Origin of the sequence: Longimicrobium sp. (assembly GCF_036280135.1) — a bacterium.
Taxonomy (GTDB): domain Bacteria; phylum Gemmatimonadota; class Gemmatimonadetes; order Longimicrobiales; family Longimicrobiaceae; genus Longimicrobium.
Genome location: NZ_DASURI010000139.1, coordinates 1 through 11,540 on the forward strand (window position 1 = coordinate 1; position 11,540 = coordinate 11,540).

Consider the following 11,540-nt stretch of genomic DNA (forward strand, 5'->3'; position numbering starts at 1 on the left):
GCCAGCGGCGCGCGTACGGCGGCGGACGTCGTGGAGCGCGTCCCCGGCGTCGTTGTCCGGTCCACGAGCGCGGGCGGCGCGCGGACGGTGAGCATCCGCGGCAGCGCGCCCGACGAGGTGCTGGTGCTGGTGGACGGCGCCCCGCTGAACGACCCCGTGAGCGGCGAGGCGGACTTGAGCTCCGTCCCCGCGCAGTCCATCGACCGCGTCGTCGTCCTCCCGGGCGCGCGCTCCGCCCGCTACGGGCCACGGGCGGCCGCCGGCGTGGTGCTCATCGAGACGCGCGCGGGCAGTGTACGCCGCGCCGTCGAGGTTTCCGCCGGGACGCTGGAGGAGCGATCGGCGTCGGCGGAGTGGGGCACGCGGGCGCGGGGCGCCGTGCTCCAGGCGGGCGGGACCGTGCGGCGGATGGAGGGCGTGTTCGACTACGAGCGCGATCCCAACGACCCCGTCATCGTCCGGCGATCCAACGCGGACCTGGACGAGCGGAGCGCCTTCGCCGCCGTGTCGAGCGGGCTGGCGGGCGGCGAGCTGCGGATGCGGGGCGGGTGGGACGCCACGGACCGCGGGCTGCCGGGCACGGGCCACACGCCGTCGCCGGCCGCGCGGCAGGAGATGCAGCGCGGCCGCGCGTCGCTCTCGTGGCGCCGGGCGACGGAGGGCGGATCGGCGTCGGCGCTCCTTTCGGGCGCGTCGCAGCGGGTGCGCTACGCGGATCCGCGGCCGCCGTTCGGCATCGCGTACGACGACACGACGCGCGTGCGGATGGCGTCGCTGCGCGTGGAGGCCGACCGGCTGGCGGACGGCCGCTGGCTGCGCGGGTGGGGCGGCGGATTGGAGGCATCTACCCAGCGCGTGGACGCGGGCGCCCTGGCGGAGTCTGCCCCGCGCACGCGGACGGACGTGGGCGCGTTCGCCCACGCATCGGGCGGGATCGGCCGCCTGACGCTCTCGGCGGAGGGGCGCGCGGACCGCGACGGCATCACGGACGGCGTGTACGTGAGCCGCGCGCTCACGGCGGGGACGCAGGTCGGTATCGTCCGCGTGCAGCTGGCCAACCGCAGCAGCTACGCGCCGCCGTCCCTGGGTGACCAGTTCTTCCAGGCCGGTGTGGGCGTGCTGCCCAATCCCGACCTGCGCCCGGAGCGCGTGCCCAACGAGTGGGAGCTGGGCGCGTCGGCGTCGACGTCCATCGGCGCGGCGGAGGTGAGCGCGTACGCATCCGCCTACACGGGCGACGTGAAGGGGATGATCGTGTGGCTGCCGGACTTCCGCTTCCGGTGGAGCCCGCGGAACCTGGACGCCGTGCGCCGCGGCGTGGACACGCGGGTGGAGGTGGGGCTGCCGGCGGCCGGGCTGCGGATGCGCGGGGCGTACGCCCTGGCCGCCATCACCTACGACGACGCGGACGCGCGGGGCGTGCAGCTGGCGTATCGCCCGCGGCACACGGGCTCCGTGGGCGCGGAGTGGCGGCGCGGGCCGTGGCGGGTGGACGGGGCCGCGCGCTACACGGGCGAGCGCTACCCCGTGGCCGCGCGGGTCAACGCGCTCCCCGGCTTCTGGAGCACGGAGCTGCGCGCCGGCCGCGACTGGCGGATGGGCGCGTGGACGATGTCGACGGCCGTGGACGTGGACCGCGCGCTGGACGAGAAGGATTCGCTGATCGCCGGTTTTCCCGAGCCCGGCCGCCGGGTTCGGCTCGACGTGCGCATCGCGCGCACGGATTCACATCAAACGCAACGATAGAGGACGATGTACACTCGATACGCGCGCCGGCTGGCGGCGTTCGCCGCGCTCCTGGCCCTGCCGCTGGCGGCCGCCTGCGAAAGCGATCCCAACGAGCCGGAGATCGCCGAGCGGCTGGTGGTGGTGGTGAACAGCACGGAGAACTCGCTGTCGCTGGTGCCCCAGGAGGGCGGCGACGTGGTGCAGACGCGCAAGGTGCAGCTGGGCGCGCAGGGCAGTCCCGTGGGCGTGGCCGCGCTGGGCCAGTGGGCCGTGGTGCCCCTGGGCACCTATCCGTTCGCCGCCGTGGTGAACCTGCGGACGAGCTCCGTCACCAGCACGGTGGCCCTGCCGGCCAACTCCGGCGCCACGGGCGTGGACTTCGTGAACGACTCCATCGCCGTGGTGGCCAACCCGGGCCGCAACTCCGTGTCGCCCGTGAACGTGCTGCGCGGCACGGCGGGTGCCGAGGTGGCCGTGGGCACCTATCCGCAGGCCGTGGTGAGCGACGGCGCGCGCGTGTACGTCATCAACGCCAACCTGGTGAACTTCACGCCGGCCGGGCCCGGCAGCGTGACGGTGCTGGACGACCGCCTGCGCTTTGTGCAGACGGTGCAGCTCACGGGCGTGAATCCCGGCGCGGCCGAGATCGTGGGCAACCGCCTGTACGTGCTCAACTCGGGCACCTTTGGCGGCAACGACGGCTCGCTCTCCGTCGTTAACCTGCAGACGCTCGCCGAAGAGGCGCGCTACACGGGCTTCGGCGACTTCCCGTCGTCGCTGGCGGCGGCGCCCAACGGCGAGCTGTACGTGGGCATCTACGGCACGGGCATCGTGGTGTGGAACCCGTCCACCACGTCGTTCCGCATCGGCCTGAACGATCCCATCGAGCCGGGCAACCAGACCGTCATCTCGGGGCTGGGCTTCGACAGCTCCGGCCGGCTGCATGTGACCAACGCGCGCAGCTGCGTGGCGGCGGATCCGGGCTTTGTGTATCGCCTTACGTCCAGCGGAGCGACGGACCGCTCGGTGCAGGTGGGCGTCTGCGCGTTCGGCCTGGCGTTCGCGGACGTGCCCGAGTCGGACGACTGATCGGCGGCGGCTTCGGCGGAGCCCAGCGAGCGTCATCCTGAGTCATTCAGCGCTACGCGCACCCTGCGGGATGCAAGCAGTAGTTCAACCTCCCCCAGGGTTTTTTGAGGGAGGTGGGCGAGCTCCGCGAGCCCGGAGGGGGCGCTCGCGGGGAGGCGCCACACGTGCGGGGTCACGCCGGTCGTCTTTTTATTCAGGGAGCGCCGCGCGTAACGTGAACACGCGCAGGAACTTTGGCGCGACCGAAGGATCTTGTATCCAAACCACGGTGCCGGCTTCATGCCTGGAAGCCGGCCCGAGTCTCGCATACAAGATCCTTCGTCGCCGCCATGGATCAAGCCCAGGCAGGCATCGCGCGGCGGCTCCTCAGGATGACGCTTCGAGGCGCGCAGCGTCAGGTCATCACCTGCCGGCGCCATCCGGAACGTCGAGCCCGGACGGAATCCGATTTCCGTCCGGGCTCCCGTTTTTCCTGCGCGCAGTGCAGATTGGAGGTCCACGCCCGGCGTTCTTCTTCGACCGTTTCGCATCCGATGGAAACCATCGTCATCCCCCTGCAGGACCGCCGGGTGCGGCTGGCCGAGCGCATGGACCTGCTGGGCCACGTCGCGGCCGCCGTGGGGCTGGGGGCGGCGGCGAGCGATTCGTTCTCCACGCGCCCCCTCCTGAGCGTCCTGGAGATCGTCCTGGCGCTGGCGCTCGCGTTCGCCGTCGCCCGTGAGGTGCGCCACACGGACTCGGACGATGAAGAATCCGCCCGCGTCAGTTGGCTGAACCTGGTCGCCGCGGCCGTGCTGCTGACGGAGTGGTACGTAGAGCGCAGCGCGGGCGGAAAGCTGTTCTCGCCGGAGCTGCTGAGCGCCATCGTGGCGGTCGGGCTGGCGTTCCTGCACCCGCTCATCCAGTACCGCCGCCGCGCGCGCCGCAGCCTGCGCATGGACGACACGCACCTCACGCTCACCCTGGGCCGCTTTCGGCGCTACAGCTTTGCCTGGGCCGAGCTGGCCGGCGTGGAGACCACGCCTGACGGCCTGCGGTTCCGCACCGTCGACGGCACCGAGACGCCGGTGCCGATGCGCGCGGTCATCAACCGGGACCAGATCCAGGACGTAATCGTCTCGTGGGCGCGGCGCATGAGCGGCGCGGGGCAGACGGTGGTCGGCTCCCGTTCGGCCCAGCCCGCGGACGCGTCGTAGTCACGCAGGGTTCCCGCGGCTTGGCCCGGCCTCCCGCCGGAGCGTTTGCCGATGCGGATGTGATTCCGGTAGGGGCCGTCCCCCAGCCGAGCGAATGAATTCGCCGCTGGAAGTTCGCGAAGTCCGCCTTCGCGGACTGCCCCAGAGGAGGTCGGCTCGTGTGCACCGGCGACGCCCTTGAGCAGTTGAAGCCTCACGTAATTTGTGAGGCTTTCCGCGGTCGTTGCGGCGGCTTCAGCCGCTCCCGGCTCGACGGCCGCCTTTTCCGGATCATCGCCGGATCGCCGTCGTCCATCGCATCCGGGAGCCTTGCGCGCGCGGGGCGGGCGATGCATTCCTTGCCGCAAAACTCCCCTTCATCCCTCACCCGGGAGCAGTCTCATGGTGAACGATTTTCGCAACTTCATCGCGCGCGGCAACGTGCTGGACCTGGCCGTGGGCATCATCATCGGCGCGGCGTTCACGACGGTGGTCAAGTCGTTCGTGGACGACATCCTCATGCCGCCCATCGGCTTGGCGACGGGCGGCGCGGACTTCTCCGAGCTGTACGTGAGCCTGTCCGGCCAGCACTTCGCGTCGCGTGCGGCGGCCGTGGAGGCGGGCGCGCCCATCGTGAGCTACGGCGTGTTCATCAACAACGTGATCGCGTTCCTCATCACCGCGTTTGCCGTGTTCGTGCTGGTGCGCGCGTACGGGCGCCTGCGGGCAAAGGAGGCCGTCGCGCCGCCGGAGCCCACGGAAAAGGACTGCCCGTTCTGCCGGTCGCGCATCCACGTGGCGGCCGTGCGCTGCCCCGCCTGCACCTCGGAGCTGTCCGGCGCCCCCGCGCTGGCCTGATCCGCGCCGAACGAGCCACCCGAAGCACGAAGCAGATGAGTCCGATCCGCATCCGATGGACGTTCCTGGCCGCCCTCGCCGTGCTGGCGCTGGGCGCCGTGCCGGCCCGCGCGCAGTCGTCGATGGAGTGGATCGAAGGCGAGTGGCGCTGGGGGAACAACGAGACGGGCTGCGACAGCGCGCAGATTATGCGTGTGGCGTACGGCGGCAAGTACATCATCTCCAGCTACCCGGACCAGGGCAGCCGCGACTCGTCGGAGTACCGCGTGCTGACGGTCGTGCCCGGCGTGATCCGCGCCCGGATCACGGGCGAGACGCGCAAGGACGCCGAGGGCAGGGCGGTGCTCTGGGATTTCGTGCAGCTCTCGGAAGACTCGTTCTGCTGGCGCCGCTCCGATTGGGACCCGGACGGCTGCACGCAGCCCCTGTATCGCTGCATCGTCATCGGCCCGGGCCGCGACGGCGTGGCGGTGAACGGGGGGGATGGAGAACCGTGGTCGCGGCGACGGCCCGTGGGCCGCTGAGCCAAGCTGATTGATCGAGCAGAACCGGCCCCGCGGAGCACGTCCGCGGGGCCGGTCTTTTATCCGCCGGATGCCGATGCGCGTCAGCGCGGGAGGGCGGGCGCGGCGGCCAGGGAGATGGACGCCGGGGCGCGGCGCGCGCGGCGGACGGCCATCAGCAGGGGGACGAGCAGCACGGCCGCGATCACGCCCGCCGTGCCCAGGATCTGCCCCTCCGTGGGCGTCCCGCCGATCACGGACGCGCCCGCACGCAGCACGCCGGACACGCCCAGCACCAGCGTGACCGCGACGACGGCGGCCGTGACGACGTTGGTGGCGGGGCGGTTGATGCCCGCGTCGCCCATCAGCCCGCGGTCGTTGACCACCAGCAGCAGGAAGACGGCCGCGAAGGGCAGCACCACACCGTTGAGCGCCTGCGCCAGGATGATGGCGGGGATGGGCCGCACCCCCGCCAGCCCAAAGCCCACGCCCACGGCAAGGACGCCCATCCACACGGCCCGGTAGCGCCATCCGCGCGCGTTCCACCGGTGCGAGCCCTCCGCGCCGAACAGGCTCTGCGCCGTGACGGCGGCCGCCAGCGGGGCCGTGATGGCGGACGAGAAGCCCGCCGCGAACAGCCCCCACGCGAACAGCGGCCCCGCCCATCCGCCCAGCCGCGCCGAGAGCGTGCCCGACACGGCCTCGTAGCTGAACGTGCCCTCCACGTCCGCCCCGGCGATCAGGATGCCCATGGAGATGAGCCCGCCCAGGATCACGGCTACCGTGAGCCCGAACCGGATCTCGCCCAGGTCCTGCCCGCGCGCCGCCGCCGATCCCAGGAACAGGTTGTACGGCACCACCGTGGTCCCCACGAGGCCCAGCAGCAGGAGCCCCGAGCCGGCGGGGACGGACGGGACGATGCTCCCGGCCAGCACCTCGCCCGCCGGCGGTTTGAGCAGGAACGCCGTGGCGAGAAACGCGATCCCCATGAAGCCCACCGTCGCCGCCAGCACCGTCGTGACCGTCTTCGGCGTGCCGATCCACAGTACGGCCGCGGACGCCAAGGCGATGAGCAGCGTGGCCGACCGCGCGCTGATGGGCGAGCCCAGCGCGGCGCCGGCGCTGGCGCCCAGCACGTTTCCGGCCTCGTACGCCGCGTTGCCCAGCACGATGGCGCCCAGCACCAGCAGCGTCACCAGCACGCCGAGGGCGCCCCCGCGAAACCGGTCGCGGATGGCCTCGGCCAGGTTGCGGCCCGAGACCACCGTCACGCGGGCGCTGGCTTCCTGCAGCACCACCGTGGCGATGGTGGAGAAGGTGAGCGACCACAGCAGCGCGTACCCGAACGTGGCCCCCGCCGACGCGCACGTCGTGACCGTTCCCGGCCCGATGAACGCGGCGGGGATGAGCGACCAGAACAGGACCTGGAGAAATCGCTTCATGCGGAGGGAGGGGCAGGAGGCGGATGGATGCGGGGGATGACGCAATGTAAACGTCCGGCGCCCCACGCGCACCGCCGTTTCCCGGGATGACAACCGCGCCATCGCGCGAGGAACGGACGCGCGTCAGCGTGGTTCTCCCCCTCTCCGCGAGGAACGAGCGGGGACGGGGGCCGGGGGGAGGGGCGGGCTGCTGCCGGCGAGAGCCATCCATCCCACGCGGGATTCAGCCAGTCCGCTCCTCCCCCAATGCGACGGACGGGTCGATCAGCACGAGCACGACGTCGTTGACGTTGGTCCCCGTGGGGCCGGTGACGATCAGGTCGCCGGCGGCGCGCAGGAACGGATAAGCATCGTTGCGGCGCAGCGCCTCGCGGGCGTCCAGGCCGGCGTCGTGGCCGCGCGCCACCGTGCCGCCGTCCGCGAATCCGCCGGCCGCGTCCGTGGGCCCGTCCGTGCCGTCCGTCCCCAGGGACGCGACCACGACGCCGTCCATTCCCTCGATCTCCATCGCCACGGACAGCGCCAGCTCCTGGTTGCGGCCGCCGCGCCCGGTGCCCGTCACCGTGACCGTCGTCTCGCCGCCCAGCAGCAGCGCCACGGGCATGCCTGGCCGCTCCGCCAGCGTGTCGCGCACGAGCGTCGCCACCTGCTCGCCCACGCCGCGCGCCTCACCCTCCACGTCGTCCGCGACGATGCGGGTGAGATATCCCAGCCGCTGCGCCGCGCGCGAGGCGCCCGCCAGCGCGTCGGCGTTGGACGCCACGACGTGCGCGGACGCGCGGGCGAACGCCGGGTCGCCCAGGCTCACCGTCTCTTCCACCTCGCCCGCGTCGCCGGCCCGCAGGTGCGCGCGGACGGCAGGGGGCGCCTGGATGCCGTACCGCTCCAGCACGTCCAGCGCGTCGGCAAAGGTCGTGTAGTCCGGCACGGCGGGCCCGCTGCCGATCACGGCCAGCTCGCTGCCCACCACGTCGCTCACGGCCAGCGTGACCACGTGGGCCGGCGCCGCCGCGCGTGCCAGCTTGCCCCCGCCGATGCGCGACAGGTGCTTGCGGACGGCGTTCATCTCGTGGATGGTGGCGCCGGCGCGCAGCAGCTGGTCCGTCACCGTCCGCAGGTCGCCCAGCGCCAGGCCCGCCGCGGGCGCCGCCCACAGCGCCGACGCGCCGCCGGAGAGCAGGACGAGCACCAGGTCGCGCCGCCCGGCCGCGCGGGCCATCCGCAGGGCGTCCGCCGCGCCGGCCATCCCCCGGGTGTCGGGAACGGGATGCGCGGCCTCCCACACGTAGATGCCCGGCAGGTCGCGTCCGTGCCCGTCCTTTGTCGTCACCGTGCCGCCCGTGACGCGGTCACCCAGCACGTCCAGCGCGCCCGCCGCCATGGCGCACGCCGCCTTGCCCGCGCCGATGAGCCAGACGTTCTCGGTCGAGGGAAGGTGCACCCTCTCCAGGACGTCCCCTGCCCCCACGATCCGCAGGGACTCACCCTCCAGCCGCAGCGCGCGGGATACGGCGGAGCGCGCGTCGGCCGCGGCCACGGCGGCGTCCAGGATCAATCGGGCGTGCTCGCGCAGGTGCGTCGTCATGGGATGGGGCAAGGGAAGGCTGGTCGGAAAGCACGCTGCGCGTATGGCGAGGCGTCCGGCAGCCGGAACGGGGTGACCATGCGCGTCATCAGCCGACGGGCTTTTCCCACAGGCTCACGCCCACGCCGCCCAGCCCCAGCAGCGCGTGCTCGGCAATGCTCATCTCCCGGAACCCCAGCCCCTTGACGAGGGGGTGCACGGTCAGGCGCCGCCGCTGGAACGCCGTGCGCATGGCGCGGATGCCGCGGCCGCGCAGCCACACCTCCAGCGCGTCCAGGGCCTCGCGCGCCAGCCCCTGCCGGCGGTGCGCGGGGTCGACCATCAGCATGCCCAGCAGGGCGCGGTCCGGCTCCGGGTTGCCCAGCCACCAGCCGATGGCCCCCACGTCCTCGCCCGTCTCGGCCAGGGTGAGCACGGCCACGCCGCGTCCCGGGGTGGACGCGCAGGCGGCCAGCTCGCCCGCGGCCGCGTCGGGCGCCACGCGCTGGCTCATCAGCACGGCAAAGTGGTCGGCGCAGGCCTCGAACACGCGCTGCAGCCGCGCCTCGTCTCCGGCCTGGAGCGAGTGCAGCAGCAGGCGGTCGGTTTCCAGCTCCAGGGGTGCGGCGTCCTGCGTCATCCGTCTCTCGGATCCAATTTCCAGTCGTTTCGCGGGCTTCGGCGGGGGAAGTTGCCCCGGGCGCACGGCCGGGTCAAGTTGCATGCGCCGCGGCGCGGGGGACGCCGCGCATCATCCGCACAGCAGACGACGGAGACGGTGAACGATGCAGCTTGAGTCCGCCCACTACATGCGGACGGGCGACCTGGTGCGGCACGACGGCGGCCACACCGGCAGCGTGCTGGAGGCGATGGCCCTCTACGCCCGCGTGCGCTGGGACGACGACGGGCGCGAGGAAGAGGTAGACCAGCTGGACCCCATGATCACGGTGGTCGAGCGCGCCTCCCGCGACTAGCGGATGCGGCAGATTGGACGCGGATCTGTTTCGTGCTACTGTATCAGAGCAGAAAATATGCTTAAACGCTGGCGCGCAATGACTTGTATGTTTATGATGGAAGGAGATTCCCCCGGAAGGACACACGCATGATTCAGCACTACGAGCCGAACGGGCAGGGTGCCCGCACGGTCATGATTGTCGAGGACCAGCTGGAGCTGCGCGCCATCGCCAGCGCGTACCTGGAGCGCCAGGGCTACCGCGTGCTGGCCACGGACAACGGCGCCGACGCCGTGCTCCGTGCCCGCGCCGAGCACCCGGACCTGATCTTCATGGACGTATCCATCCCCGGGATGGACGGCATTCGCGCCACGGCCGAGCTCAAGCGCGACCCGGCCACCCGCGGCATTCCCGTCGTGATCCTCACGGCGCACCCGTACGGATCCGTGGGCAAGCGCGCCATGGACGCCGGGTGCGACGGCTGGCTCAACAAGCCGTGCGATCCGCGCCGCCTGCTGCAGGAAGTGCAGCGCCGCGTGGGCAACGCCGCCTGACCCTTCGTCCCACCCGCATGGGCCATCGTCCCCAGGACCCCAGCTGGTGCGCGCGGCTCCACGCGCGCCCCGCATCCGAGCCCGAGCCGCAGTCACCGACCGAGCCGGCCGCCCGGCCCGCGGCGGAGCCCGTCCGCACGCGCTTCTTCGAGCGTCGGGAGATCCCCACGGTGCACGAGTGCGAGCTGTGCGGCACGGTGATGTACGACCACAACTGCAAGATCGTCTGCCCCAACTGCGGCTACAAGCGCGACTGCAGCGACCCGTGAGGGGGGATTGCGGGTTGACAATACGCGAGCAACTCGCTATTGTCGTGGTAACAATAGTCCCCACGCCTCTCGATCAGGTTTCGGCTTGATGAAGCGCACCAGGGGACTCTTTTTTTGTCTCCGAATCGGCTCGGAGGCGTTCTGAGCAATCGCACCTATTCCAAGCCGCCGCTCCCCCCTGCAGGCTTGCTGGCCCATCTCATCTCTCGTGGGCTTGGGGTTCCGGATGAGGCGCAGGCACTGTCTGTACTGGGGCGCATCGATTATTACCGGCTTCTGGTCTACATGCGTCCGTTTCAACAACGCGGCGCGGAGACAGGCGCTCGAACGTTCGTGCCTGGAACGAGCATCGGTGACATCCTCGCCCTGTACGAGTTCGATCGGGAACTGCGGCTGCTGAGCCTGGATGCGGTAGAGCGCGTGGAAGTCGCATTGCGCGCGGCAGTCGTGAGCGAGGTCGCCGTCCAGCACGGGGCGCATTTCTACCTCCAGAGCAAGCACTTCACCACTCCGGACGCTTGGGCACGGTTCAACGCCGCCGTTCAGGAAGAGGCCCCGCGTCACGCAGCCGGGAAGCATTATCTCCAAAACTATGATACGCCTCCTGCTCCGCCGATCTGGGTGGCAATGGAGGCGAGTACGTTCGGAACCCTGTCTCACATGTTCTCGAACCTGCAGCTTGGATTGCGCCGCGCGATTTCCCGGCGATTCGGGTACGATGAGGTGGTGCTGACGTCCTGGTTCCGAAGCCTCACCATCCTCAGAAACATTGCCGCGCATCACGGTCGCCTTTGGGATGCTCCCTTGACCGCGGACAAGCCACTGAAGGCCAAGCGGATCAAGGACGAGTTCGGGCAGGCCAGCAGCAAGTTCTTCCCGCGAGCCGTCGTCGCGGCTGCCCTGCTGGATGCGCTTGGGCAGGGAGGCTTGTGGAGGTCGAAATTCCGGGCCCTGATGGACGCGCACCCATTCGTTGACGAGGAGCGGATGGGATGTCTTCCCGGATGGAGATCACGTCCGTTCTGGAATCCGTAGCCAGCGCAACGATCCTCGAAGCGCCAAACTCCATGCGAGGTGCATTCCTCGGTACGTGATCCGTCGCGCGGTAGGCCTCCGGGTCAGCGGCTCGATCATGACGAGGTTTTTGGACAAGGGCCATCCGAGTCGCGGATGGCCCTTTCTCATTTGATGCTCGTTCTACCCTCGTACCGCTTTCCTACCGCCGGTAGCGGGTGGAGAGCGCGATTCCGTCCGGACCCACGCCCGTCTCCAGGTACTTCGTGACCGTGCGCGTCTCCAGATCGATGACGGCCACGCCGTTCTGGCCCTGCAGCGCGATGTACGCCGTGCGCCCGTCGGGCGAGACCACGCCGCCCACGGGCATGCTGCCGGGGGTGTCGGGGAC

The 11,540-nt window shown here is 71.2% G+C and carries 13 protein-coding genes; 9 read left to right on the forward strand and 4 right to left on the reverse strand.

Features of this window, described 5'->3' with window-relative positions; all coding sequences use genetic code 11:
• The 5 genes from VFZ20_RS04280 to VFZ20_RS04300 form a co-directional block, all read left to right on the forward strand.
• The coding region (locus VFZ20_RS04280) for a TonB-dependent receptor plug domain-containing protein (protein ID WP_329682594.1) at nucleotides 1–1,746 on the forward strand (1,746 nt) is incomplete at its 5' end.
• 6 nt (nucleotides 1,747–1,752) lie between these two features.
• Nucleotides 1,753–2,817: a hypothetical protein gene (locus VFZ20_RS04285; protein ID WP_329682595.1), complete on the forward strand. Its 1,065-nt coding sequence runs from the start codon at nucleotides 1,753–1,755 to the stop codon at nucleotides 2,815–2,817.
• A 533-nt stretch (nucleotides 2,818–3,350) separates the two neighbouring features.
• Complete coding sequence (locus VFZ20_RS04290) at nucleotides 3,351–4,013, forward strand: hypothetical protein (RefSeq protein ID WP_329682596.1); 663 nt, start codon at nucleotides 3,351–3,353, stop codon at nucleotides 4,011–4,013.
• A gap of 381 nt (nucleotides 4,014–4,394) precedes the next feature.
• Entirely contained in the window at nucleotides 4,395–4,850 is a 456-nt protein-coding gene (mscL, locus tag VFZ20_RS04295; protein WP_329682597.1) for a large conductance mechanosensitive channel protein MscL, read from the forward strand.
• Nucleotides 4,851–4,885: 35 nt separating this feature from the next.
• The gene (locus tag VFZ20_RS04300; RefSeq protein ID WP_329682598.1) at nucleotides 4,886–5,374 is read left to right on the forward strand and encodes a hypothetical protein; all 489 of its coding nucleotides are present in this window, start codon (nucleotides 4,886–4,888) and stop codon (nucleotides 5,372–5,374) included.
• 83 nt (nucleotides 5,375–5,457) lie between these two features.
• Here the strand turns inward: VFZ20_RS04300 and VFZ20_RS04305 are convergent, their stop codons facing one another.
• From VFZ20_RS04305 to VFZ20_RS04315, 3 genes are all read right to left on the reverse strand, one after another.
• Nucleotides 5,458–6,795: a divalent metal cation transporter gene (locus VFZ20_RS04305; RefSeq protein ID WP_329682599.1), complete on the reverse strand. Its 1,338-nt coding sequence runs from the start codon at nucleotides 6,793–6,795 to the stop codon at nucleotides 5,458–5,460.
• Between the two features lie 223 nt (nucleotides 6,796–7,018).
• The gene (locus VFZ20_RS04310; RefSeq protein WP_329682600.1) at nucleotides 7,019–8,380 is read right to left on the reverse strand and encodes a glycerate kinase type-2 family protein; all 1,362 of its coding nucleotides are present in this window, start codon (nucleotides 8,378–8,380) and stop codon (nucleotides 7,019–7,021) included.
• 88 nt (nucleotides 8,381–8,468) lie between these two features.
• On the reverse strand, nucleotides 8,469–8,999 hold the full coding sequence (locus VFZ20_RS04315) for a GNAT family N-acetyltransferase (protein ID WP_329682601.1): 531 nt from the start codon (nucleotides 8,997–8,999) through the stop codon (nucleotides 8,469–8,471).
• A gap of 145 nt (nucleotides 9,000–9,144) precedes the next feature.
• Between VFZ20_RS04315 and VFZ20_RS04320 the strand changes: the two genes are divergently transcribed.
• From VFZ20_RS04320 to VFZ20_RS04335, 4 genes are all read left to right on the forward strand, one after another.
• Nucleotides 9,145–9,333, forward strand: coding sequence for a hypothetical protein (locus VFZ20_RS04320; protein ID WP_329682602.1), 189 nt, complete (start codon nucleotides 9,145–9,147; stop codon nucleotides 9,331–9,333).
• A gap of 128 nt (nucleotides 9,334–9,461) precedes the next feature.
• Complete coding sequence (locus VFZ20_RS04325; protein ID WP_329682603.1) at nucleotides 9,462–9,866, forward strand: response regulator; 405 nt, start codon at nucleotides 9,462–9,464, stop codon at nucleotides 9,864–9,866.
• Between the two features lie 17 nt (nucleotides 9,867–9,883).
• Entirely contained in the window at nucleotides 9,884–10,135 is a 252-nt protein-coding gene (locus tag VFZ20_RS04330; RefSeq protein ID WP_329682604.1) for a hypothetical protein, read from the forward strand.
• A gap of 186 nt (nucleotides 10,136–10,321) precedes the next feature.
• The gene (locus VFZ20_RS04335; RefSeq protein WP_329682605.1) at nucleotides 10,322–11,170 is read left to right on the forward strand and encodes an Abi family protein; all 849 of its coding nucleotides are present in this window, start codon (nucleotides 10,322–10,324) and stop codon (nucleotides 11,168–11,170) included.
• 181 nt (nucleotides 11,171–11,351) lie between these two features.
• Here the strand turns inward: VFZ20_RS04335 and VFZ20_RS04340 are convergent.
• A partial coding sequence (locus VFZ20_RS04340) for a YncE family protein (protein ID WP_329682606.1) occupies nucleotides 11,352–11,540 on the reverse strand: 189 nt, incomplete at its 5' end.